Here is a 24,960-nt window from a genome sequence, read left to right as displayed (position 1 = left end):
TTTATTTATAATAAGGACTCTTTTTCAATTTGTTCATCCACAATATCAAAAGTTAACTTACCGAAATTTTGATTTCGAATATCTCGAACGATAATTAAAGCAACCTGTTCATAATCGATTTCTCCACCTTGCCCATAAACCTTTCTCTTTTCTCCAATAAGGTCAAAAGTTTCAACTAAATTTTCATGAACAAAAGATATCCCGTAGCGTTCTACCATGCGTTCTGGATAGTGGAGTGAGAGGAATTTTAAACCGTATACAGCCAAGTCTTCCATATTAATAATGGTATCTTTGATGGCGCCCGTTAAAGCTAATTTTAAACCAACTTCTTGGTCCTCAAATTTTGGCCAAAGAATCCCTGGCGTATCTAAAAGTTCTAAATCCTTACCAACTTTAATCCATTGTTGAGATTTTGTAACACCTGGCATATTCCCAGTCTTTGCAATATTTTTCTTTGCAAGGCGATTAATTAAAGTTGATTTCCCAACGTTAGGAATCCCAACAATCATTGCACGAATGGCACGCGGTTTCATACCTTTTAGTTTCATACGTTCCCATTTCGGTGCAAGGATCTCCTGAGCAGATTTTGTCACCTTTTGTAATCCCTTACCATCCAAAGAGTTTATCGCCACTGCAGTTTGACCTCTTTGGGCAAAATAGTCAACCCATTTACGTGTTTCTGACTCATCGGCCATATCAGCTTTATTTAATATTAATAACCTTGCTTTTTGATTGATTACTTCATCAATCATTGGATTTCTTGAAGACAAAGGTAATCGTGCATCGATTAATTCAAAAATAATATCAACAAGTTTTAATTTTTCAGAGACTTCTCTTCTCGCTTTTGCCATGTGCCCTGGAAACCATTGAATTGTCATATTGTTAAACCTCCTTGTTGTTACAAAAAGAAAAGGAGATTATAAAAACCTCCCCCAAAATGCAAATTTTTATTTTACAATTTTAATTTCATCAAATGGCCAAAATACAACACTTGTACTGCCAATAATTTTTTCTTCACTTACAATTCCGATATGACGGCTATCTTTACTGTAGCGGCGGTTATCCCCCATTACAAATACATAGCCTTCAGGAATGACTTCTATTGTCGGTTCAACATCTTGTAAAGTAAAGTCTTGAGTAAGTGTCCCTTCAGTTAATTCGGATTTATATTGTTCTAAATATGGTTCCTCGTAAGGTTTCCCATTTATATATAATTGATCGTCTTTATATTCAATATGGTCTCCAGGAAGCCCAATTACACGTTTAATATAATCTTTTCCTTCTGGAGCATGGAAGACAACAATATCAAATCGTTTTGGATCACCTAATGTATAACCAATTTTGTTAACAATCATTCGGTCCCCATCTTCTAATGTGGGCATCATCGAATCACCATCAACGACAATTGGGGTAAATAAAAAATAACGTATAAGAACTGCGATACCAAACGCGATTAGAAGTGCCTTAATCCATTCCCATAGTTCATTTTTCTCTTTTTTTACATTTTCCACGAGAGAAGTTCCCCCTTAATTACCCATATTAATGAAAAAAGCGCATGTACTCAATTTTAGCAACAAGATAAACAGTGTTCAAATAAAGTTTATGCTATTATTTCTTCAAAAAGAAAGGGAGCTTGCCTTCCAAGCCCCCATTCTAAATCGATTATCGAATTTCTTTAATACGAGCTGCTTTACCACGTAGGTTACGTAAATAGTAAAGTTTAGCACGACGTACTTTACCACGACGAGTAACTTCTAACTTAGCGATTTTTGGAGTGTGTACAGGGAATGTACGTTCTACACCAACACCATAAGATACTTTACGAACTGTGAATGTTTCGCTAATACCGCCACCACGACGTTTAATTACAACACCTTCGAATACTTGGATACGTTCACGAGTACCCTCTACAACTTTCACGTGTACTTTTACAGTATCACCAGGACGAAAAGTTGGTAAGTCTGAACGAAGTTGTTCTTTTGTAATTTCTGCGATAATGTTTGACATAATTTTCTCTCCTCTTAACAGATGCTCTTATAGTCATTGTTTGGCTACAGCGGAACACCGTAATATGAGCGCTTCACATAGAAGCACAGAATGTATAATAACATAATTTCAAGAGTTATTGCAAGTTATTTTTCATTCTTTAGTTTTTCAAGATAGCTCAATTGCCTTTTATTTAATTCAATATGTTCTAGTAAGTCTGGTCTTCTTTCAAAGGTACGTTTTATCGATTGTTCTTCACGCCATTCCTCAATTTTACCGTGGTTCCCCGACGTTAATACTTCAGGTACCTTCATCCCTCTAAAATCTGCTGGACGCGTATAGTGAGGGTGTTCTAATAATCCTGTTGAAAATGAATCGTGAATATGAGAAGCTTCTTGTCCTAATACTCCTGGCAAGAGTCGAACAACGGCATCTATAACCGTCATTGCAGGTAACTCGCCACCTGTTAACACAAAGTCGCCAATCGAAATCTCGTCTGTCACTAGAAACTCACGTATACGTTCATCATAGCCCTCATAGTGTCCACATAAAAAAATTAGTTCGTCTTCCTGTGCAAGTTCTTCTGCTTTTTTCTGGGTAAATCGTTCTCCCTGTGGACACATTAGAATAATTCTTGGTTTTCGGCCTTGAGTAATTTGTTCAACTGCTTGGAACATTGGCTCTGGTTTTAGTACCATACCAGCGCCACCACCATATGGATAATCATCAACTTGTTTATGTTTGTTATCACTAAACTCCCGTATATCAGAGACATTTAATGTGACTAATTCTTTTTCCTGTGCTTTTTTTAAAATGGATGATCCAAACACGCCTGTGAACATATCAGGAAATAAACTTAAAACATGAATATTCATTACAATAATCCTTCCATGATGTGAATCGTAATTTTTTTCTCTTCAACATCAATGTTCTTCACAACTTCCTCGATATATGGAATATAGTGTTTTTTGCCATTGGATGCTTTAACTTCCCATACATCATTAGCACCAGTTTCTAAAATCTCACTAACTGTACCAATGAGTTCCCCTTCCTCAGAAAACACTTCACAACCGATAATTTCAAAGTAATAATATTCGTTTTCTTCTAGTTCATCATCTTCTAGTTGATCCATCGTTACTTTTAACATACCCTCTTTAAACGGTTCAACTAAATTGATATTATTGTACCCCTCAAAGGTAAGTAAAATAAAATTTTTATGTTTTCGAGAGCTTTCTACTGTAACCCAAATTGGCTTTTTCTCATCTTTTTTAAATACTGCTAATTTACTACCCGGTGCAAAACGTAATTCTTCAAAGTCTGTCGATGAAAGTACGCGTACTTCTCCACGTATCCCATGTGTATTTACAATTCTACCTACATTAAACCATTCCATATTAAATCCACCTTTGTTAAAGTCAAAATAATTGATTGACATTATCATACTAAAATGAGTAATAAAAAAGAAGGGAAAGCCTATAATAGGTCCCCTTCTAATTTGTTAAGCTTTTGGCCAACTAGCTAAACAAGTTGCCATTCGCTTTTAATCCAATATATCGACGTACGTCTTTTTCTTATGGTGACCACCAGCAGCTGAGTAAACAATTGTACGAATCGCTTTTGCAACACGCCCTTGTTTGCCTATTACTTTTCCTCGATCTTGCGGATGTACAGAAAGTTTATAAACAATTCGACTTGAATTTTCGTCCGTCTCAACACGAACTTCTTCAGGAAAATCGACTAGTGGTTTTACGATTGTTTCAATCAGCAACTGCATAGTGGCACCTCCGATTATTTACTGAATTTTTGGTTGTGGAATTTTTCCATGATACCTTTTTCTGAGAAAAGGTTACGTACAGTATCAGATGGTTTTGCACCATTAGCTAACCATTGAAGAGCTTTCTCTTCATCGATTGTTAAAGTAGCTGGTGTAGTAAGTGGGTTGTAAGTACCTACTGTTTCGATTTGACGTCCGTCACGTGGTGAACGAGAGTCAGCTACAACGATACGATAGAAAGGAGATTTTTTAGCTCCCATACGTTTTAAACGAATTTTTACTGCCATGTTTATTTGCACCTCCGAATAAGTTTCACACAAGATAGAATATTATCAAGTTTCTCGTAGTTTGTAAAGTGTTTTTTCTTAACACCTAATAATTTAACATAAATATGTTATTTAAACAATGAATCTAGCCCAGGTAATTTCATTTTTTTCTTTCCTTTTCCTTGAGCCATACCTGTCATTTGTTTCATCATTTTTTTCATATCTTCAAATTGCTTAAGCAATCTGTTTACTTCTTGAATCGATGTCCCTGATCCAGTAGCAATACGCTTTTTACGGCTAGAATTAATAATGTCGGGATTCGTTTTTTCAGCAGGTGTCATTGAATAAATTATTGCTTCAATGCGTCCCATTTGCTTTTCATCCACTTTTACATTGTCTAACCCTTTTATTTTATTGGCACCAGGTAGCATCTTTAACAATTCATCAAGTGGCCCCATTTTTTTCAAAGCTTGCAATTGTTCTATAAAGTCATCAAATGTAAAACTTTGAGACATGAATTTCTCTTCAAGCTCTTTTGCTTTTTCCATGTCTACGTTCGCTTGTGCTTTTTCAATAAGTGAAAGAACGTCACCCATCCCTAAAATACGGGAAGCCATTCGATCTGGATGGAATGGCTCTAATGCATCCATTTTTTCGCCCATACCAACGTATTTAATTGGCTTATCCGTTACAGCACGAATAGAAAGGGCTGCACCACCACGAGTATCACCATCTAGTTTTGTTAATACTACACCAGTAATACCAACAGTTTCATTGAAGCTTTGCGCTACATTTACAGCATCTTGACCTGTCATTGCATCGACCACTAAAAATACTTCATCCGGTTCTTTTAATGCTTTAATATTTTTTAGTTCATCCATTAATTGTTCGTCAATATGAAGTCGACCAGCAGTATCGATAATGACTACATCATGGTGTTCTTCTTTTGCTTGTTCAAGGGCCTGACGAGCAATTTCAACAGGTGATACATCGTTGCCTAGTGCAAAAACAGGAATTGATAATTGTTTTCCAAGTGTTTGTAATTGTTGAATCGCAGCAGGACGATAAATATCTGCTGCTACAAGAAGCGGCTTACGGTTATATTTTTTTCGTAAAACATTCGCTAGTTTCCCAGTTGTTGTTGTTTTACCGGCACCTTGTAAACCAACCATCATAATGACTGTTGGTGGTTTGTTATTGAAATTAATAGGGCTTTGTTCCCCACCCATTAATGCGACTAATTCGTCTTGCACAATTTTAATTACCTGTTGGCCTGGTGTAAGACTTTTCATAACCTCTACACCAACTGCACGTTCACTTACTTTTTTTACAAACTCTTTTACAACTTTTAAGTTAACGTCGGCTTCAATTAATGCAAGTCGTACTTCCCGCATCATTTCTTTTACGTCTTGTTCGGAAACTTTTCCTTTTCCTTTAATCTTTTGGATTGTTCCTTGGAGTCGTTCCGCTAATCCTTCAAATGCCATGTCTAGCCTCCTAATCCGTTTCCTTTAATTGTGAAATTAATTCAAGACGCTCTTCAATAGAAGAAGAATCATCTTTTATTGCATTCGTCAATTTTTTAAGGATTTGCTGACGTTGCCCGAATTTTTCAAATAGCTTTAATTTATCTTCATATTCCTCAAGCATTGCCTCTGTACGACGAATATTATCGTACACAGCTTGGCGTGAAACTTTGTAACTTTCTGCAATTTCCCCTAAAGAAAGATCGTCTAAGTAGTAAAGTTCCATATAGCTGCGTTGTTTATCTGTTAATAATGCTTGATAAAAGTCGAAGAGAAAGTTCATGCGTGTTGTTTTTTCAAGTAGCATCAATATCTCTCCAATCATAATTTGTCTACTGTATCATATATGGTTTCCATAGTGTCTGTCAAGGGAATTTCCTTGTCCATAATACATTATAGTTAGTTTAGAATTCGATTTCGTTTACTTACCTTCTGACCATGAAGGATATAGTAAGCGCCAATTGCAAGGACAAACCATATCACCGTCCAGCTATACATAGATCTGTAACTCATAAATCCTAAAAGAATTCCGTAAAGATAAGGTCCAACACCAATCGCTAAGTCCATTAAAATAAAGAATGTAGAAGTAGCTGTAGCTTTTCTATTTGACATAACTTCTTTAATGGCAATAGCTAGATAATTTGATTGAACAGTACCGTAACCAATCCCAATTAAAGCACTCGCTAATAAGATCATCCATCCACTATTTGCTTGGCTTAATACAAAATAACCAACAACTACTAATACTAGCATCGGATAGGTTAATTTATTTTCTCCAAAGCGGTCAAACAATCGTCCAGTAAATGGTCTTGTTACTACCAATGCAGCGGCATAAACCACAAAGAAATAAGTAGCCACTTCAGAATTTCCAATTTCCTTTGTGTACGATGATAAAAAGGAAAGTAAACTTGAATACCCAAGAGCTAACACAAAAATACAGATTGAAATTGGCATTGCCTTTTTTTCAAACATGTCACTTAATGAAAAAGTTAATTGTGCTTTTTCTTTTCGTGATGGAGTTGGTACATTTAAAAAGATTCCAAGTACATTGCAAAATGCTACGAAAACTAATACCCAAATAAACATTTCAAACGTAGATACGCGCAACAAAAATAACCCGATAAAAGGTCCCGCAGCCATGGCAATATTCATTGCTGTTGCGTAATAGCCTGTTCCTTCTCCTCGACGTTCATCAGGGACAACATCAGCCATAATTGCGCTAGTTGCGGTCATTAGAAATCCAAAAGCAAACCCATGAATTGCTCTAATAATTAGAAACAGTGTGTAAGTTGTTGCAATTTGATGGGCTAAGATTGCTAAAAAGAACAAAACAGCAGAAGACATTAGGATTTTTTTACGTCCTAACACATCAACCAACTTGCCAGCAAAAAGCCGCGCAAAGACTGCCATAATTACGTAAATTCCAACAGCTAAACCTGCTTCACTTTGACTTCTTCCAAAATGCCCAATCACATACTGAGAAATGGTTGCAAGCAAACTATAAAAAACTATATGGGTAAAAAGATTAATTCCACATATAATCATAAAATTTTTGGTCCATAGTTGCGGACGATTCATTTTTAACCCTTCTTTCATGGCAAGTGATTTGCAGGATAAACAAAAATAATTATACTAAACTATTATTAAACTTTCGAAAAATTTCAAAATAAAAACTACTTCAGTATTATTTCTATATAATACTGAAGTAGTTTTAAATTAATCATCTAGTTTTTCAAGTTCTTTTTCTAAACCTTCCGCAAACAAACCATATACGTAACGTTCTGCATCAAATGGTTGTAGGTCATCCATTTTTTCACCAAGCCCTACAAATTTCACTGGTATATGAAGTTTGTTACGAATCGCTAGTACAATACCACCCTTAGCAGTACCATCAAGTTTCGTTAGGACAATACCCGTTACATTTGTTGCTTCTTTAAATGTTTGAGCTTGAACAAGTGCATTTTGGCCAGTTGTTGCATCAAGTGCTAGCAATACTTCATGTGGGGCATCCGGAATTTCACGAGATATTACACGATGAACTTTTTCCAACTCTTTCATTAAGTTTACTTTATTTTGCAAACGTCCCGCCGTATCACAAATTAACACATCTGCACCGCGTTTTTTCGCAGCAGCAATTGCATCATAAATAACGGCAGCTGGATCTGAACCTTCTGATTGTTTTATAACTTCACAACCAACGCGATCTCCCCAAACTTGAAGTTGATCGATTGCCCCAGCACGGAATGTATCGCCAGCAGCAAGTACTACGGATTTCCCTTCAGATTTAAGACGGTGAGCTAATTTACCGATTGTTGTCGTTTTCCCAACACCGTTTACACCAACGAAGAGGATAACCGTTAATTCCCCATTTGGCTGCATATTTAACTCTGTAATATTTTCTTCGCCTGCTTCGTAAATTTCAACAAGTTTTTCTGAAATAATTGCTTGAATGCCTTCAGTATCTTTTATGTTTTTTCGTTGAACTTCAAAACGTAATTTGTCCATTAACTCCATTACCGTTTCAAAGCCAACGTCAGCTTGTAACAATAATTCTTCTAATTCTTCAAAGAAATCTTCGTCAACTTTACGATAACGAGCAACTAAATCATTCACCTTTGATGTAAAGGAATCACGTGTTTTCGCTAGACCCATTTTGAATTTTTGAGTAATTGACCACGCTGAAGGTTTCTTATCAGCTGATTCTTCTATAACTGGTGCAGGCATTGTCTCTTCAACATTAGAAGTATTTTCAATAGTTTCCTCTTGTGGTTGCTCTACTTCTTCAATTACTTCGATGATTTCTTCAACCGATTCTTTTATTTCTTCTTGCTTAACATCATCTAAATCTACATCCGAATCAGCTTCAACATTAGTTTTAAGGTCAGTTTCCTGAACTTTCTCTTCTTCGGCACTACTTCCCATTAGTTTTTCTTTTAAACGTTTAAAAAAGCTCATTATAAATCGCTCCTTTGTAATTAAAAACCGACTAATCACTAAGTATTTTTAGCGAGAAATCCCAATATATTCTCTATCTACTAAGCAGGGCCTCTTCTTCAAGTTTTACTGAAACTAGTTTCGAAACCCCAGATTCTTGCATTGTAATGCCGTATAAAACGTCTGCCCCTTCCATCGTTCCTTTCCGATGGGTAATGACAATAAATTGTGTATCATTACTTAATTTTCTTAAGTACTCACTATAGCGTTGAACGTTTGCTTCATCGAGTGCCGCTTCAACCTCATCCAAAATAACAAATGGCACTGGACGTGTGTTTAAAATTGCAAATAATAAAGCAATTGCTGTTAACGCTCTTTCTCCCCCAGATAATAAACTTAAACTCTGAAGCTTTTTACCAGGTGGTTGAGCCACAATTTCGATGCCAGTTTCTAGAAGATTTTCAGAATCAAGTAGTACTAAATCTGCTTGTCCTCCCCCAAATAACTCACGGAAAACAATTCTAAATTGCGATTGGATCATGGAGAAAGTTTCCCCAAATCGAACAGACATTTCTTCATCCATTTCTTTAATCGCCTCATGTAACGTTTCCTGTGCTTCGAGTAAATCATTACGCTGCTCTGATAAAAACGTATGTCTTTCTAAAACACGTTCATATTCCTCAATAGCTGTTAGGTTAACAGGGCCCAGTTCTTCAATCGATTGTTTTAGAAGTTTTACTTTACGTCTTAGTTGATCTTCATCTTTTATTTCAATCGCGAGAGCTTCGGCATCTTCAAAGTCAAGTTCATACTGCTCATCTAACTGTGTATGTAGACGATTCATTTCAAATTCCATACGGCTTTTGCTTACTTCAATCGAACGTAAACTTTCTAAAAATCCTTTGTGAATTCTTTGTAACTCCTTTAATTGTTCTTCTAACACGGATAATTTCTGTTGATGGTTGGAGCGTGCTTCTCTACTAACTTGAATTTTATTTGAAAGCTCTTCTTTCCGCATCATCCATTGTGCTACAGTTTTTTCAATCTCTTCTTCGGATGGACCGTTTAAATCATCGTTTTGAATCCATTGAATTTCTTGATTGATTGACTCAACTTGCTGTTTCGCTTTTGCCCTTTTTAGAGCAATGTCAGCTGTGGCGATTTGAATATGACTTAATTGTTCTTGTACTACTGCAAGTTCAGATCGTTTAATAGCAGATTGTTCACGTAAACTATCTTTCTCTGTTTCGGTTTGTACTTTTAATTTAGTCAATTGTTCAACTGTGTCATTTAATTCATGTAGCTCAATTTTTAATTGCTGAAGGCGGTTTTCCGCTTCTTCCTTCTGCAGTAATAGAGAAGATTTTCTTGTTGAAGCTGAGGATTGTTCGGAAGTTGCAACATTCACAGTTGCCTTTAAACTCTTTTCTTCCACTTCTAATTCAACAATTTTTGAGCGGTGTTCCATCTCCTCTTTTCGAAGCGCTTCACCTTCTAGCTTAATGACCTCTAATTGTTCCCTTAAGCTAGAAACAATTTCCTTTTCAGCAGAAAGTGTTTTTTCTGCTTGAACAATTGAAGTCTCCATTTGCTCTAGCCTAATTGTTAAATCATCGAGCTCTGCTTTACGAGAAAACAGTGAAGATTGTTGCTTTGATGCTCCACCTGTTAAGGAACCTCCAGCATTTACAATATCACCATCTAAAGTAACAACTCGATATTTGTAGCCACAGCTTCTGGCGATTTCACTTGCTCCTTCAAGGTTTGCAGCAACTAGAACGTTTCCTAATAAATTCTCCGCAATAGTACGATTCGCATCATCAAAGCTTACTAATTCAAATGCAAGACTAATAAATGCAGGATGATTTTTTGCTGTCACATACTGTTGAGGCTGAAGTAAACGTGATTTCATTACAGTTTTCGGTAAAAATGTAGCTCTTCCAGCACGTTTCATTTTTAACCAACCAATTGCTTTTTGAGCATGTTGTTCGGTTTCAGTAACGATATGTTGAGTTTGAGCACCAAGAGCCGTTTCAATTGCTTTTGAATACTTTCCATCAACTTGAATTAATTCTGCTACAGCTCCTTGAATACCAACTAATTCACCCCGATCACGAGCATGCAAAATTTCCTTTACCCCTTGGAAAAATCCTGAAAAATCGGCTTCTAGTTCCGCTAAAGTATCTTTTCGGCTTTTTAGTTGTTGTTGATGCTGATAAGCTTGGTACAACATCTTTTGTTTCTCTTCAAAAGCAGATGATGATGACTTTAGCTTCATTTGAATTAGTTCATGCTGCTCTAAGCGGTCTTTCAATTGGCTCTTAATGTTTTGTAAGATGGATTGAAGATTTAATTTCGTTTCAATAACATGTTCTAACTTTTTTGCCATTTCCGAAGAGCGGTCATTCATCCGTTCTGCCGTTTCTTGTTGCAGAGCTAGCTGTTCATCAATATGCTTTAATTCATTTTTTACCGTCGCTTCTTCATTTAATAAATCGATATATTTATTTTTCGATTGTTCAATTTCTTGTTCGATTTCAATAGCGGATGAGTTTAACGTTAATTCTAATTGCTTTAGTTCATTTTTAAGTGTTTGAACTTCTCTTTGTTTTTCAGCAAATAAACATTTTTTCTCTTCCTCACTCGTTGCCAATTCATCTTGTTCTTGTTGTGCTTGCTTTAAAGAAAGTTGGAGTTGGGTTAATTGCTTTTCTGCATTTAACCGTTTTTCTTTCATTAATGCTTTTCGGCCATCCCAACGCTCCGCTTCAGAGCTCGCTTCTACTAGTTGTTCTTGGGCTAGGTCGAGGTCGCCATCAAGTTTTTTCAATTTATCACGAATGTCGTATACGAGCGTCTCAATATTGTTTATTTCGAAAAGATGTTGTTGTTCTGTTTGTTGCAGGCGTTCATATTCAGACATTACTTGTTTTAAATTTCCAGCATATTTTGTTAAATCGTGAACAATTAAAGCGATATCAAATTCCCTTAGTTCTTCTGTCATTTTGACATAATCTTTAGCTGCAGATGCTTGAATTTGTAGAGGCTCGAGTCGACTATCTAATTCATGTAAAATGTCTAATACGCGATGTAGATTTTCATCTGTCTCAACTAATTTATGCTCTGCTTTTTTCTTACGTATTTTATATTTTAATACTCCTGCTGCTTCTTCAAATATTGTTCTACGGTCGTCTGGACGGCTATTTAATATTTCATCCACACGGCCTTGAGAAATAATCGAAAATGCTTCTTTTCCTAAGCCTGAGTCTAAAAATAAGTCTGTAATATCTTTGAGACGACATTGCTGATTATTAAGCAAATATTCACTATCACCCGAACGATATACCCGTCTTGTCACACTTATTTCGGTAAATGGTATTGATATTTTTTCATCTTCATTATTTAGTACTAATGTTACTTCCGCAAAGTTTAGTGGTTTACGAGAATCGCTTCCTGCAAAGATAACGTCCTCCATTTTAGCGCCTCGCAAACTTTTAGCGGATTGTTCCCCTAAAACCCAACGAATAGCATCTGTAACATTACTTTTCCCACTACCATTCGGGCCAACAACCGCCGTTACACCAGGTACAAAGTCAATCCCAATCCGATCAGCAAACGATTTAAAGCCTATTACTTCAAGTCGTTTAAGGAACATATTATTCCTCCTTAAGAGCGGACTGATTCAGTGTAATCATTGCATTTTGAGCAGCTTGTTGTTCAGCCTCTTTTTTCGATTTACCTCGACCAATGCCCAATTCTTGATCGTTTAATAAAACACGGGAAACAAATGTACGATTATGAGCAGGTCCTTTTTCATCTACAATTTCATAATGTAAAACGCCATTGTTTGATTGTTGGACCATTTCTTGTAGTTGACTTTTAAAATCCATCACATGCGAAAAAGCACCGACTTCTACTTTAGGGAACACAATTCTTTCTAAAAAGCAAACGACAACATCTAAACCTTGATCTAAATATAATGCGCCAATGAATGATTCAAACACGTCTGCAAGTAATGCTGGACGCTCACGACCACCAGTTAATTCCTCACCTTTCCCTAAGAGGACATACTTGCCGAAATTTAGTTCATTCGCAAAAATAACAAGGGAAGGTTCGCAAACAATCGATGCACGCAACTTTGTTAACTCTCCTTCACTCATATGTGGATATCTTTCAAAAAGATATTTAGATACAGAAAGTTCAAGAACTGCGTCTCCTAAAAACTCTAGTCGTTCGTTGTCGGTAAATAGTTTTCGACGATGCTCATTCACATAAGATGAATGGGTAAATGCTTGATATAATAGACTTTTGTTACGAAAATATATGTTTAATTCCTCTTGTAAAAATTCGAATTGATGTTTAACTTTTTCCGGTAAAACACCGATTTTTTGATTGCTACTTTTTTTTCTAATTGTCATGAACAATCTGCCTTCCTAATAGATTCTACCGTTTAGTTTACCTTGTTCAACTGTAGAAATTCAACTTTTCTTTCGATTAATTATTATTGCAATAATGAAAAGAGGCACTTCTTGGTATTTTTTAAAATGCCAATGTGCCTCTTATAAAGATTAGCCTAATTTACTTTCAATATAACTGATAGCATCGCCAACAGTTCCGATTTTTTCAGCATCTTCATCTGATATTTCCATATCAAACTCATCTTCTAGTTCCATAACTAATTCAACAACGTCTAATGAGTCTGCTCCTAAATCTTCACGGAAAGAAGCTTCTACTTTCACTTCGCTTTCGTCAACACCTAAACGGTCAACTACTACTTTTGTTACACGTTCTAATACTGTAGCCAAGATGGTCACCTCCCCTCAAATAGTATACATAAAAAACGTAATTGTTCAAAGAATGATAGCAATATTATTCAATAAATAATAATTTTTGCTAAGAATTTATACGCACAATTTGTTACATGTACATTCCGCCATCAATATGCAATGTTTGACCTGTCATATAACTAGCATCATCTGATGAAAGGAATACTACTGCTTTTGCAATATGTTCTGGTTGACCTAGAGTACCTAATGGAATCTCCGCTAACATAGCAGTTTTAATATCTTCTGGTAATGCATCCGTCATTTCGGTCGTAATAAACCCTGGTGCAATGGCATTTACTAAAATATTACGTGATGCTAGTTCTCTAGCGGTTGTTTTTGTTAAACCAATCACACCTGCTTTTGCTGCAACATAATTGGCTTGCCCTGCATTTCCTATCGTTCCAACAATCGAGGAAATGTTTATAATTCGTCCAGCCCGTTGTTTCATCATTTGGCGCGTAACTGCTTTTGTGCATAGGAAGACACCTTTTAAGTTCGTGTTGATTACATCATCCCATTCTTCTTCCTTCATACGCATTAATAGGTTATCTCTTGTAATCCCAGCATTGTTTACTAGAATGTCAATTGAGCCGAATTGTTCGATTGCAGTGGCCATTAAGTTTTGGACAGCCTCAGCATCCCCAACGTTGCCTTGAACAGCTATTGCATTTGTACCGATTGTTTTAATTTCTTCAATAACTTCCAATGCTTTTCCAACGCTACCGCTATAGTTGACTACAACATTAGCACCTTCTCTAGCAAGTTCTAAAGCGATTGCACGTCCAATTCCTCTAGAAGCTCCCGTTACAACAGCTGTTTTACCATCTAATTTTCCCAATTTGTTCACCCCTTCAATGTTTCAATGACGTCATTTAGTGAAGCTTCGTCAAATACACAGTAAGTGCTAACGGAACGATCAATTTTCTTTACTAAACCTGATAGAACTTTTCCAGGGCCACATTCAATAAATGTTTTAACACCTTGCTCAATCATAAAACGAACAGAATTTTCCCATTGAACCGGTGAATAAACTTGCTCTACAAGTTCATGTTGAATGGCAGAAACATCTTCCAGCTCTTTTGCCCATACATTTCCAACAACAGGAATTTTAGGTTGAGCGACTTCAATATTTTTTAAAACATCACTTAATTTTTCTGCAGCTTCTCGCATTAATTCAGAATGGAATGGGCCACTAACAACAAGAGGTATTGCACGTTTTGCACCTGCTTGTTTTGCTTCGACGCAAGCCTTATCAACTCCTGCTTTCGTTCCAGAAATTACAATCTGACCCGGGCAATTTAAGTTGGCAATTTGAACGGTATCGCCCTCATTTGTTACTTTGTCTGTAACTTCTTGTAATGCATTAGCTTCCATTCCTAAAATAGCCGCCATTGCACCTTGCCCTGCAGGTACAGCTTCCTCCATGAAAAGACCACGTTTATGAACAATTTGAACTGCATCTTCAAAAGAAATAGATTCAGAAGCAACTAATGCGCTATATTCTCCTAAAGAATGACCCGCAGTAAAATCTGGAACAATTCCTGCTTCTTTAAGTTTCGCAGCAACCATAACTCCTGTTGTTAGCAATGCTGGTTGTGCGTTATAAGTTAACGTTAATTCTTCTTGAGGACCTTCAAGCATTAATTTTGAAAGAGAAAAACCTAAAACCTCATCCGCTTGATTATAAAATGCTTTACTATGAACATCATTTTGGACAAACTCTGCCCCCATTCCCACTTGTTGGGAACCTTGCCCAGGAAAAATAAATGCAATTTTCGTCATGTGTATCCCCTTTTCAAATGTCTTATTCTTGAACTGGATTTTCAGCTATTGTTGTCTTAATGACATCCGTCACATTATGCTCTACCATAATCGATGCTTGGCGAATGGCATTGTAAATAGCCCTTCCATTAGACGAACCATGAGCTTTCACAACTGGTGCTTGTAGACCAAAAAGTGCAGCTCCCCCGTGTTCAGAGTAGTCCAGTTTTGACTTTAAATTTTTCAGTTCACCTTTCACTAATAGTGCACCGATTTTCGTTTTCCCTGATGCCATAAATACATCTTTCAACATGGACATTAATGCGCCAGCTGTACCTTCAATTGTTTTTAAAACCATATTTCCTGTAAATCCATCTGTCACTACAACATCTGCAACATTATCTAATAAATCTCTCGCTTCCACATTCCCAACAAAGTTAAAGTCTGCCTCTTTTAATAATCCGTAAACGCTCTTTGTAAGGTCATTCCCCTTTTTTTCTTCTGTTCCAATATTTAATAAACCGACACGTGGATTTTCTATACCGCGCACCTTTTTCGCATAAATATTCCCCATAATTGCATATTGCACAATGTTTTCCGGTTTCGCATCTGCGTTTGCACCAAGATCCAACATTAAAAAACCTTTGCCATCAATCGTCGGTAATGTTGTCGCTAATGCTGGTCGTGATACACCTTCGATACGACCTACTTTGAATAATCCACCAGCCATCAATGCACCAGTATTTCCTGCAGATAAGCAAGCATCTGCTCGACCTTCATTCACGGCTTCAAGCATGCGAGCCATGGAAGAATCTTTTTTGCGACGTACAGCACGGGCTGGATCATCTTCAGCTTCCACTACTTCCTCACAGTGGATTACTTCTAGGCGGCTATGTTCTTTTATAAATGGTTGTAATTCTCGTTGATTTCCATAGAGCTGAATTTCGATATTCGGAAACTCATCTAGTGCAAGTAACACACCTTCGACAACTGCTTTCGGTGCATTGTCTCCACCCATTCCATCAATTGCTAGTTTCATGATTGTCACCCTTACCTTTCGTGCGATACATCTCAAATTCGCCTTTAAACACAGTATCATTATTTACAGTTGATACAACATCTATATACGTTCTATTTTTTTCGTTATGTTGACCACGAACAATTGCCTTTGTAATTACCCGATCCCCTGCTCTTACAGGTTTTACAAAGAAAACATTCGCTTTTACTGTGAGGGCAAGTTCATCATTAATTACAGCAACTGCAAGGGAGTTTGCTTGTGCAAACAGATGATGTCCCCTTGCAATTCCATTACGTTGAAAAACATGCTCAGCCCCTACGTCAAAAATAGAAATTGCACGACTGTCTAATTCAATATCAATAATTTCACCAATTACTTCATCTATTGGTAGAGATTTAACTTCATTTTCATATTTTTTTGCTGCAACATCTTTAATTCTTTCGCGCAATTCCGGAATGGCTAATTCCATTCGATCAAGGCGAATTGTTTGTACACTTACACCAAATTGGGAAGCAAGTTGTTCATCAGTGACGAATGGGTTGTCTTCAATTGTTTCAGTTAGAAGACGTTGCCGTTCTTTTTTCGTTCTTTTCATTCACTCGTCACCTACTTCCAATTTTTTTAGCACTTGGTACTAATACCAGTATACATTTCCAAAAAAAAGAACGCAACATAAATGTTACGTCCTCTAGTTTTTTAATCGATTCGTTCACCAGCAAGTACTCCAGATTCTTCAAGCATTTCTCGTAAATATCGATATTCTTCATTTTCCCAAAAATCCTGGTCATATATTAATTTTTCTGCATCTTGCCGAGCGATTTCTAACGTTCTATAGTCATGTACTAGATCTGCCAATTTAAAATCAGGAAGACCACTTTGTTTTTTTCCAAAAAAGTCACCTGGTCCACGTAATTCCAAGTCTTTTTCGGCTAATCGGAAGCCATCATTTGTTTGGGTCATGGACATCATCCGTTCTTTTCCTTCATCGGATTTTGGGTCAGCAATTAATACGCAATAAGATTGGTGTTGTCCTCTTCCAACACGTCCTCGCAATTGATGTAACTGTGCAAGTCCAAACCGATCAGCATCGTAAATTAACATAAAAGTTGCATTTGGAACGTTTACTCCTACTTCAACTACTGTTGTAGATACTAATACATCAATTTCTCCTTCAGTGAAAGAACGCATCACCTGTTCCTTCTCATCCGGGTGAAGACGACCATGCATAAGACCTACTTTATATCGTCCACGGAATATAGTTGCAAGTTGTTCATATACTTCAACAGCATTTTGAACGTCTAATTTATCTGACTCCTCAATTAAAGGACAAATTACATATGCTTGTCTACCTTGGCGTAGTTCTATTTCCATTTTAGAAATAGCTGAATTTAGTTGTTCTTTTTTTAGCCAATGTGTCTCAATTTGTTTTCTACCTGCTGGCAATTCATCAATAATTGAAACATCCATCTCACCAAATGCTGTAATGGCCAGTGTTCTTGGTATTGGGGTTGCTGTCATAAAAAGAACATCTGGATTCATCCCCTTATCCCTTAATATACGCCTTTGCTCAACTCCAAAGCGGTGTTGTTCATCGGTAATGACAAAACCCAACTTCGAAAAAACAACATCAGGTTGAATTAACGCATGGGTCCCAATTAAAATGTCAATTTCACCATTATGTAGTTGTTCTAAAATTAATTTTCGTTCTTTATTTTTTGTAGAACCTGAAAGTAGGGCAACACGAACTCCAATAGGATCAAACCAGTTTTTTAGACTTTCTGCATGTTGTTCTGCTAATATTTCTGTCGGCGCCATTAAAGCTCCTTGAAAACCTGCTGTTACTGCTGCATAAAGCCCAATAGCAGCAACGATTGTTTTACCAGACCCAACATCCCCTTGTAAAAGTCGGTTCATTCTGTGAGGTTCTTTTAAATCTTTACATAGTTCATTTACAACTCGTTTTTGCGCATTGGTTAATTCAAAAGGTATCGTATTAATAAAATCCCTTAACTTCTTTAGATCATATTGTATTATCGTTCCTTGTTCATGACTTTTACGTGCCTTACGTAACGCTTGTATTCGCAACTGAAATTGCAGTAATTCTTCATAAACAAATCTTCTTCTCGCTTGTTTCGCATGATCTGCATCTTTAGGAAAGTGAACTCCTTCTAACGCATCAGTAATTGAAAGGAGTTTATATTGTTGAATTAGATGCTGCGGGAGAGTTTCTCCTAAATTCTCCCCAGCTACATCTAATGCTTGGCGCATATACTTTCTAAATTTATTTTGATGTATTGAACCCCGTAAACTATAAACAGGTTCAAAATCTGTATCATCAGTTTTCGGTCCAAAATGAATGGATGTACCATTTATTACCTGTCTACCACGATCCCATTTTCCTGAAACCGTGATAATCAAACCTGGTGTTAATTTTTGACGCAAATATGCTTGATTAAAAAATACAACTTTCACTAAATGTCTACCAGCTAGAACGGTTACTTGTATTCTTGTTTTATTTTTTCCAAGATAAAGTACAGAAGGGACAGTTTCTACTCTAGCTTCGACTGTTACTTTTTCATTGTGCGGTGTTTCAGCTAAATTCTTTAAACGTTGGTCTTCATGGCGAAAAGGAAATGTCCAAATTAAATCTTGTACAGTATATATCCCCATCTCTGCTAAATGCTCTGCTGTTTCTTTTCCTATCCCTTTTAGATCAGTAACTGCTCCAAAAACTTTTTTTGTCAATTCATTGCACTCCCGAAGATCTTAGCAGCTATTTCTTTTCCTGTTGGAGTTGCCGCTAAACCACCACGAGCTGTTTCTTTTAAATTTGGATTCATTGTCTGACCTATTCTAAACATCGCGCCAATTACTTCATCACAAGGGATGCGGCTTGTGATTCCAGCTAACGCCATATCGGCTGCTACAAGAGCATTTGCAGCACCCATTGCATTTCGTTTTACGCAAGGTACTTCTACAAGACCCGCAACTGGATCACAAACTAGACCGAGCATATTTTTTAAGGTAATCGCAAAGGCTTCAGCGCATTGGGAAGGAGAACCCCCAGCCATTTCAACAATTGATGCTGCAGCCATTCCAGCAGCTGAACCTACCTCTGCCTGACATCCTCCAGCAGCACCAGAAATTGATGCATTGTTTGCAACAATAAAACCAAATGCTCCAGCAGTAAATAGAAAACCAATCATTTGTTCTCGCGAAGGATTTAGTTTATTTTTTACTGCAAATAATGTTCCCGGCACGACGCCAGCAGAACCCGCTGTTGGTGTCGCACAAATTGTCCCCATTGCTGCGTTGACCTCATTTGTTGCAACTGCTTTACTAACTGCGTCTAACAGTAAGTCGCCTGATAAACTATTTCCTGTTGCAATATAATTTTGTAATAATACTGCATCACCACCAGTAAGCCCCGATACCGAGCGAACACCTTTAAGTCCTCGTTCAACCGCTTGCTCCATTACGTTTAAGTTTCTATCCATTTGGTCATAAATCTCTTGTTTTGTTCGACCACTTATTTTCATTTCTTGCTCAATCATAATTTCAGAAATGAGCTTATTTTCCTTTTCTGCCAGTTCAACTAATTCTCGTACATTATGAAATAAAACGTCCAACTCGCCCACTCCTTAATTGTTTATTTTAGATACCTTCGTAATATTTGGAATCAATGTAATTTGTTGAATTACACGTTCATCAATATTTTGATCGACCTCTATGACCATTAATGCCGTTAAGCCTCGTTCAATACGTGACACTTCCATATGCCCAATATTGATATTATGCATTGCTAAACAGTTAGCAACATTGGCTATACATCCAGCACGATCATCATGTACAACAAGCAAAGCCGGCATTCCACCAGTTAAACGTAATTTGAAACCGTTTACTTCACTTACTTCAATTTTACCGCCACCAATCGAGATGCCTTCAATTGACATTTCACCAGTGTCATCTCCTAATACAATTCGAGCCGTGTTAGGATGTTCTTTGTTTGCTGTTTCTGCGATAAATTCAAAAGATAACCCAATTTTTTTTGCATGTTCAAAGGATGTTTTAATACGTTCATCAAAGGTATCGAAGTCAAGTAATCCACCTATTATGGCCACATCGGTTCCGTGGCCTTTGTATGTTTCTGCAAAAGAGCCGTAAAGATGAATCTTGGCCCACTTAGGTGTACGACCGAATAAATCTCGTGCAACTCGTCCAATTCTTGCTGCACCTGCTGTATGTGAAGAAGAGGGGCCAATCATAACGGGTCCAATAATGTCAAAAACTGAAGTAAATTTCAACCTATTCTCTCCCTTAAAAAAGTAATTTTACGAATCTATTTCTATAGTACATTGTAAGCCTAGTTTATCATGAACATTCTTTAACAATCAAAATAAATAGAATTCAGAAAATAAAAGTGAAAGCAAGTTAGTTTTACGAAAAAGAAGTTAAGGAGTTTTTTGGATAAAAATAAAGACAGTACTAGGAATTCACTTCACAAGTACTGCCTTACTGTTTTATTCAATTGATAAGATAAACGGATAAAGTGATTGCTTACCATCTACAATCTCAACTTCAGCATCTGGATAATTCTCTTCAATAAACTGAGACAATATTTGTGCCTCGCTTTCTGAAGCATCTTCGCCAAATAGAATTGTAATGATTTCAGAATCTTCATCAACTAACTCAGCGATTACTTTTTGTGCTGCATCCATTTTATTTGGAGTAGAAAGTACAATTTTCCCTTCAGCCAGTGCCATATAATCATCTTTTCGAATCTCTACACCATCAATTGATGTATCACGAACTGCATATGTTACTTGGCCTGTTTTGACATGGGAGAAGGCACTTGTCATATTCGACTTATTTTCTGTCACAGTCGCCTCTTGGTTGAAGGCTAAAATTGCCGCCATCCCTTGTGGTATCGTTTTTGTTGGAACAACGGCAGCTTCAATATCTAATAATTCTACCGCTTGTTCTGCAGCCATAACAATATTTTTATTATTTGGCAATATTAAAACACGTTCAGCATTGATTGCTTTAACAGCCTTCACAATATCTTCTGTAGAAGGGTTCATCGTTTGTCCACCTTCAATGACATAAGAAGCACCTATGCTACGTAATAAGTTAGCAATCCCTTCACCCATCGCAATCGTAACAACGGCATAAGGATGTTTTTCTACCTTAATCGATGGTTTTGTAGGTGATTGGTTAGATTCATCGTTTACAATAGCCGAATGTTGTTCACGCATATTGTCAACTTTAATTTTAATTAAGCTACCATATTTTTGCCCTGCAGAAAGTACAGCACCCGGTGTTTCGGAGTGTATATGTACTTTTGCAATTTCATCATCTGAAACAACTAGCAGCGAATCACCCATGACGTTTAATTCTTCTCTAAATTTTGCTTCATCAAATGGTTCCTTTCCTTCTTCAAGACGAACCATTATTTCAGTACAATATCCAAATTCGATATCTTCTGTACTCATAAAGTCTTGGGCACGGTGATGTTCAGCGTTAATTAGATCATCTAATGATGCAGTATTCTTCTCTGGAAGTGCTTCACCCTTTAATGATGCAAGGAAACCTTCGTAAATAAACAGCAACCCTTGTCCACCACTATCGACAACCCCAACTTCTTTTAATACAGGAAGTAATTCTGGTGTACGGTCCAAGGAATTTTTCGCTTCCTTTACAACAACTTCCATAACAGAAATAATGTTTTCTTCCGTTTGGGCAGCTTCCACAGCTTTAGATGCCGCTTCACGTGCAACTGTTAGTATTGTACCTTCAACTGGTTTCATTACTGCTTTATATGCTGTATCAACCCCGGCTTGGAATGCGCCAGCAAATTGATTCGCATCGATTACTGGTTCTTTTTCAATGAACTTCCCAAATCCACGGAAAAGTTGGGACAAAATTACGCCTGAATTTCCTCGAGCTCCCATTAACAATCCTTTAGATAAACTTTGCGCTGTTTTTCCGATATGTTGATCCGCATTACTTTGCGTTTCCTTTGCACCTGATGTCATAGATAGGTTCATATTCGTCCCCGTATCTCCATCTGGCACTGGGAAAACATTTAGTGAATCAACATAACTTGCATTTTGTGATAAATGGTGAGCTCCCATTTGTACCATTTCGGCAAATTTGATTCCGTCTAGAGACTTCATCCGATCTAAATCCTCCTCTTACACATTCATAACACGAACGCCTTGAACAAATATGTTAACTGATTTTACGCTCATACCTAATGTTTTATTTATAGTATATTTCACTTTTGATTGGACCTGGTAAGCTACTTCAGAAATTTTTGTCCCATAGCTTACAATGATATACATATCGATATTAAGGTCTTGTCCATTTTGGCGAATAATTACGCCCTTTGCGAAGTTTTCTTTTCGTAAAATGTCTGTTAATCCATCACGAATTTGATGCTTAGATGCCATACCGACAACTCCGTAACATTCGATTGCCGCTCCACCAGCAATTTGAGCAATTACATCATTTGAAATATCAATTTGGCCAAAATCATTTTTGATTTCTAGTGACATAAATTTTCTGCCTCCTTGGCTAATTTGGGATAAAAAGTACTGTAGTTATCCGCTACTGTAACGTGCATTTATCTCGATTTAAACGACAAACTTATAAACTAAACTACTCTATATTGTACTACACAAAAATTGATTATAAAAGAAAACGTTGGTATTCGTCTACTTATTGTGCATTCGATTGACCCCATTATGCAAGAAATGACTATTTTGTTGGCTTCGTTTTAAAGATATATAATGAGTTGTATTTTTCTAATGTGTAAAGTATTTTTTCTTGAAAGGTTGTGCAAAAATTGTTGCATAGAAACCCGAGCTATGTTAAATTATTAAAGTATGTGAAATAACGAACTGAAAAACAAGCTTTCAGATTCATCTGTAAGGAGGGAATATACATGCCTAAACAATGTGCAGTAACTGGTCGTAAAGCTCGTTCAGGCAATAGCCGTTCACACGCTATGAACGCTAACAAACGTACTTGGGGTGCTAACTTACAAAAAGTTCGTATCTTAGTTAACGGTAAACCAAAACGTGTATGGGTATCTGCTCGTGCTTTAAAATCTGGTAAAGTTGAACGCGTTTAATACGAATCAACCTTATTAAAAAACATCGATTTTTACTTTTTGTAAAAGTCGATGTTTTTTCTTTTGGCTACTATTTATGATAATTGATGGGATTGCACAAGAATGAAATAAATATAAGCACAATCCACAAACATTAACATTTTAGAATGATTAAGTCTTACATTCATTTAGCTTGTAACATAAGAAGGAGGCGCCTCAAATTATATGAGACGCCTCCTTCTTCAGCTGAAAGGTTTAACCTATGCATCCAATTATTACTACCGGCGTAATAAATAAACGAATAAAAAATATTATTATTCCTTACGTTTTTTCTTCTTTCCGCCGCCGGTAAATAAATTGATGCAACTACGAGTAAGGCTACTAACAAACTTTGGTAATTGAAATGTATAAACTCTCAAAATCGGGCCCTCCTTTTTAGTCACTGCTTCTTATCATTAAACATATGCCTGATGAAAAAGAGATATACCCCTGCTCGAGAATCAATTCATTACTAGTAAATCTAGAAGTACCAATTTCAATTGTTTCATTTGTAGTCTCATATTTTACCCCACGCAATGTTACATTTTCTACCATTTCTTCAAAAGCAAAAAATGAAATATATCGAAACTTTTCATCTCGTAATATAGTATGTTTGCCAGGCAATAGTATGCGAATTTCATTATGAGAGTTGATAATTTTTATTTCGATATGAGGATTTGCCTGTTGAACTCGATAAATTGAGCGTATTGCTGCCTCAAAGTGATCTAGGCGACCTCCAGTTACCCCTGTTAAATATATTTCTGCAGGATGATATGAAAGTGCCCTTAATAAAGCTAAATCCGTATCCGTTTCGTCTTTTTCGGCCTTTACCTTATCGATATGTTTAACAACTTTTGAAACGCGGTCCCAATCTTCTTCAGATAAGGAATCAAAATCCCCAAGGACCTCTTTAGGGGTTATTCCTGCATCTAACAAATAAATAGACCCGTAATCAGCACCAATAAAAACAATATCCTGTATGTTTTTAAAACGTTCCAATGGGTAGATTTCATCGTAAGGGCCTCCCGAGCAAATGACTACGATTGACATTACACTAATGCAGCCTCGCCTGCAGCTTTTATTTGTTGTAACGCCCCTGCACGATCCTCTTGATTATAAATAGCAGACCCTGCAACAAAAATATTCGCTCCTGCTTTTGCACATGGCACAATCGTTTCTGCCGTGATGCCACCATCAATTTCAATTTCAATATTTAAACCGCGCTCTTTAATCATTTTCGATAATGCTTCAATTTTTGGCACAACAGAAGAGATAAATTTTTGTCCCCCAAAACCGGGATTCACTGTCATGAATAGTACAAAATCGACATCTTCTAAAATATGCTGAATGGATTCAATCGGCGTATGTGGATTTAATACAACACCAGGCTTTATATTATATGAACGGATTAATTGAATTGTACGGTGTAAATGTCTACATGCTTCAACATGAACAGAAATATAGTCTGCCCCAGCTTTGGCAAATTGTTCGATATAGCTATCAGGATTTTCAATCATTAAGTGAACATCAAGGGGTAATTTTGTAATGGGACGCAATGCTTCTACGACAATTGGCCCCATTGTAATATTTGGAACAAAATGACCATCCATTACATCGATATGAATTAGCTCTGCCCCAGCTTCTTCCACTTCTTTAACTTCTTGTCCTAGTTTTGCAAAATTTGCTGCTAAAATAGATGGTGCAATTTTAATCATT

At 36.7% G+C, this 24,960-nt stretch carries 27 protein-coding genes; 1 reads left to right on the top strand and 26 read right to left on the bottom strand.

Going from position 1 to position 24,960, the window contains the following annotated elements:
* Nucleotides 1-5: 5 nt before the first annotated feature.
* The 23 genes from ylqF to CRO00_RS02675 form a co-directional block, all read right to left on the bottom strand.
* Nucleotides 6-878: a ribosome biogenesis GTPase YlqF gene (gene ylqF / locus CRO00_RS02785; RefSeq protein WP_097072118.1), complete on the bottom strand. Its 873-nt coding sequence runs from the start codon at nucleotides 876-878 to the stop codon at nucleotides 6-8.
* Nucleotides 879-947: 69 nt separating this feature from the next.
* Nucleotides 948-1,511, bottom strand: coding sequence for a signal peptidase I (lepB, locus tag CRO00_RS02780; RefSeq protein ID WP_097072117.1), 564 nt, complete (start codon nucleotides 1,509-1,511; stop codon nucleotides 948-950).
* A 151-nt stretch (nucleotides 1,512-1,662) separates the two neighbouring features.
* Complete coding sequence (rplS, locus tag CRO00_RS02775; RefSeq protein WP_097072116.1) at nucleotides 1,663-2,007, bottom strand: 50S ribosomal protein L19; 345 nt, start codon at nucleotides 2,005-2,007, stop codon at nucleotides 1,663-1,665.
* A 125-nt stretch (nucleotides 2,008-2,132) separates the two neighbouring features.
* Nucleotides 2,133-2,861 carry a tRNA (guanosine(37)-N1)-methyltransferase TrmD gene (gene trmD / locus CRO00_RS02770; protein WP_097072115.1) on the bottom strand — a complete coding sequence of 243 codons (729 nt, stop codon included), beginning with the start codon at nucleotides 2,859-2,861 and terminating at the stop codon, nucleotides 2,133-2,135.
* Nucleotides 2,861-3,379 (bottom strand): ribosome maturation factor RimM, encoded by a 519-nt coding sequence (gene rimM, locus CRO00_RS02765; RefSeq protein ID WP_097072114.1) that lies wholly within the window; start codon nucleotides 3,377-3,379, stop codon nucleotides 2,861-2,863. The genes trmD and rimM overlap by 1 nt, the downstream gene beginning before the upstream one ends.
* 147 nt (nucleotides 3,380-3,526) lie before the next feature.
* A complete protein-coding gene (locus tag CRO00_RS02760; RefSeq protein WP_097072113.1) occupies nucleotides 3,527-3,760 on the bottom strand; it encodes a KH domain-containing protein in 234 nt (77 codons plus the stop codon).
* Nucleotides 3,761-3,774: 14 nt separating this feature from the next.
* Entirely contained in the window at nucleotides 3,775-4,047 is a 273-nt protein-coding gene (gene rpsP, locus CRO00_RS02755) for a 30S ribosomal protein S16 (protein WP_097072112.1), read from the bottom strand.
* Nucleotides 4,048-4,154: 107 nt separating this feature from the next.
* On the bottom strand, nucleotides 4,155-5,513 hold the full coding sequence (gene ffh / locus CRO00_RS02750) for a signal recognition particle protein (RefSeq protein ID WP_097072111.1): 1,359 nt from the start codon (nucleotides 5,511-5,513) through the stop codon (nucleotides 4,155-4,157).
* 10 nt (nucleotides 5,514-5,523) lie between these two features.
* Nucleotides 5,524-5,859 (bottom strand): putative DNA-binding protein, encoded by a 336-nt coding sequence (locus tag CRO00_RS02745; protein WP_097072110.1) that lies wholly within the window; start codon nucleotides 5,857-5,859, stop codon nucleotides 5,524-5,526.
* Nucleotides 5,860-5,951: 92 nt separating this feature from the next.
* Nucleotides 5,952-7,130 (bottom strand): MFS transporter, encoded by a 1,179-nt coding sequence (locus CRO00_RS02740; RefSeq protein ID WP_097072109.1) that lies wholly within the window; start codon nucleotides 7,128-7,130, stop codon nucleotides 5,952-5,954.
* Nucleotides 7,131-7,268: 138 nt separating this feature from the next.
* Nucleotides 7,269-8,507, bottom strand: coding sequence for a signal recognition particle-docking protein FtsY (ftsY, locus tag CRO00_RS02735; protein ID WP_097072108.1), 1,239 nt, complete (start codon nucleotides 8,505-8,507; stop codon nucleotides 7,269-7,271).
* A gap of 73 nt (nucleotides 8,508-8,580) precedes the next feature.
* Nucleotides 8,581-12,141: a chromosome segregation protein SMC gene (gene smc / locus CRO00_RS02730; protein ID WP_097072107.1), complete on the bottom strand. Its 3,561-nt coding sequence runs from the start codon at nucleotides 12,139-12,141 to the stop codon at nucleotides 8,581-8,583.
* 1 nt (nucleotide 12,142) lies between these two features.
* Nucleotides 12,143-12,898: a ribonuclease III gene (gene rnc, locus CRO00_RS02725; protein ID WP_419865853.1), complete on the bottom strand. Its 756-nt coding sequence runs from the start codon at nucleotides 12,896-12,898 to the stop codon at nucleotides 12,143-12,145.
* A 156-nt stretch (nucleotides 12,899-13,054) separates the two neighbouring features.
* Nucleotides 13,055-13,291 (bottom strand): acyl carrier protein, encoded by a 237-nt coding sequence (gene acpP / locus CRO00_RS02720; RefSeq protein WP_097072105.1) that lies wholly within the window; start codon nucleotides 13,289-13,291, stop codon nucleotides 13,055-13,057.
* Between the two features lie 112 nt (nucleotides 13,292-13,403).
* A complete protein-coding gene (gene fabG, locus CRO00_RS02715; RefSeq protein ID WP_097072104.1) occupies nucleotides 13,404-14,150 on the bottom strand; it encodes a 3-oxoacyl-[acyl-carrier-protein] reductase in 747 nt (248 codons plus the stop codon).
* 5 nt (nucleotides 14,151-14,155) lie between these two features.
* Nucleotides 14,156-15,094 (bottom strand): ACP S-malonyltransferase, encoded by a 939-nt coding sequence (fabD, locus tag CRO00_RS02710; RefSeq protein WP_097072103.1) that lies wholly within the window; start codon nucleotides 15,092-15,094, stop codon nucleotides 14,156-14,158.
* 22 nt (nucleotides 15,095-15,116) lie between these two features.
* A complete protein-coding gene (gene plsX, locus CRO00_RS02705) occupies nucleotides 15,117-16,112 on the bottom strand; it encodes a phosphate acyltransferase PlsX (protein ID WP_097072102.1) in 996 nt (331 codons plus the stop codon).
* Nucleotides 16,096-16,686 carry a transcription factor FapR gene (gene fapR / locus CRO00_RS02700; protein WP_097072101.1) on the bottom strand — a complete coding sequence of 197 codons (591 nt, stop codon included), beginning with the start codon at nucleotides 16,684-16,686 and terminating at the stop codon, nucleotides 16,096-16,098. Before fapR ends, plsX begins: the two co-directional genes overlap by 17 nt.
* Nucleotides 16,687-16,787: 101 nt before the next feature.
* On the bottom strand, nucleotides 16,788-18,836 hold the full coding sequence (recG, locus tag CRO00_RS02695) for an ATP-dependent DNA helicase RecG (RefSeq protein ID WP_097072100.1): 2,049 nt from the start codon (nucleotides 18,834-18,836) through the stop codon (nucleotides 16,788-16,790).
* On the bottom strand, nucleotides 18,833-19,720 hold the full coding sequence (gene sdaAA, locus CRO00_RS02690; RefSeq protein WP_097072099.1) for an L-serine ammonia-lyase, iron-sulfur-dependent, subunit alpha: 888 nt from the start codon (nucleotides 19,718-19,720) through the stop codon (nucleotides 18,833-18,835). Before sdaAA ends, recG begins: the two co-directional genes overlap by 4 nt.
* A 12-nt stretch (nucleotides 19,721-19,732) precedes the next feature.
* A complete protein-coding gene (gene sdaAB / locus CRO00_RS02685) occupies nucleotides 19,733-20,395 on the bottom strand; it encodes an L-serine ammonia-lyase, iron-sulfur-dependent subunit beta (protein ID WP_097072098.1) in 663 nt (220 codons plus the stop codon).
* Between the two features lie 216 nt (nucleotides 20,396-20,611).
* Nucleotides 20,612-22,267: a DAK2 domain-containing protein gene (locus CRO00_RS02680; RefSeq protein WP_097072097.1), complete on the bottom strand. Its 1,656-nt coding sequence runs from the start codon at nucleotides 22,265-22,267 to the stop codon at nucleotides 20,612-20,614.
* 18 nt (nucleotides 22,268-22,285) lie between these two features.
* Complete coding sequence (locus CRO00_RS02675) at nucleotides 22,286-22,648, bottom strand: Asp23/Gls24 family envelope stress response protein (protein WP_097072096.1); 363 nt, start codon at nucleotides 22,646-22,648, stop codon at nucleotides 22,286-22,288.
* A 389-nt stretch (nucleotides 22,649-23,037) separates the two neighbouring features.
* On the opposite strand from CRO00_RS02675, the gene rpmB reads away from it, so the two are divergent.
* Entirely contained in the window at nucleotides 23,038-23,226 is a 189-nt protein-coding gene (rpmB, locus tag CRO00_RS02670; protein ID WP_097072095.1) for a 50S ribosomal protein L28, read from the top strand.
* A 293-nt stretch (nucleotides 23,227-23,519) separates the two neighbouring features.
* Here the strand turns inward: rpmB and spoVM are convergent, their stop codons facing one another.
* The 3 genes from spoVM to rpe are packed head-to-tail and all read right to left on the bottom strand — an operon-like array spanning nucleotide 23,520 to nucleotide 24,959.
* Nucleotides 23,520-23,624: a stage V sporulation protein SpoVM gene (gene spoVM, locus CRO00_RS02665; RefSeq protein WP_097072094.1), complete on the bottom strand. Its 105-nt coding sequence runs from the start codon at nucleotides 23,622-23,624 to the stop codon at nucleotides 23,520-23,522.
* Nucleotides 23,625-23,640: 16 nt separating this feature from the next.
* The gene (locus tag CRO00_RS02660) at nucleotides 23,641-24,294 is read right to left on the bottom strand and encodes a thiamine diphosphokinase (RefSeq protein ID WP_097072093.1); all 654 of its coding nucleotides are present in this window, start codon (nucleotides 24,292-24,294) and stop codon (nucleotides 23,641-23,643) included.
* Nucleotides 24,294-24,959 (bottom strand): ribulose-phosphate 3-epimerase, encoded by a 666-nt coding sequence (gene rpe / locus CRO00_RS02655; RefSeq protein WP_097072092.1) that lies wholly within the window; start codon nucleotides 24,957-24,959, stop codon nucleotides 24,294-24,296. The genes CRO00_RS02660 and rpe overlap by 1 nt, the downstream gene beginning before the upstream one ends.
* Nucleotide 24,960 lies beyond the last annotated feature (1 nt).

Source organism: Ureibacillus xyleni (assembly GCF_900217795.1).
GTDB classification, from domain to species: domain Bacteria; phylum Bacillota; class Bacilli; order Bacillales_A; family Planococcaceae; genus Ureibacillus; species Ureibacillus xyleni.
Note: the sequence above shows the minus strand (reverse complement) of the source record. Positions and strands in the feature narration are given on the sequence as shown.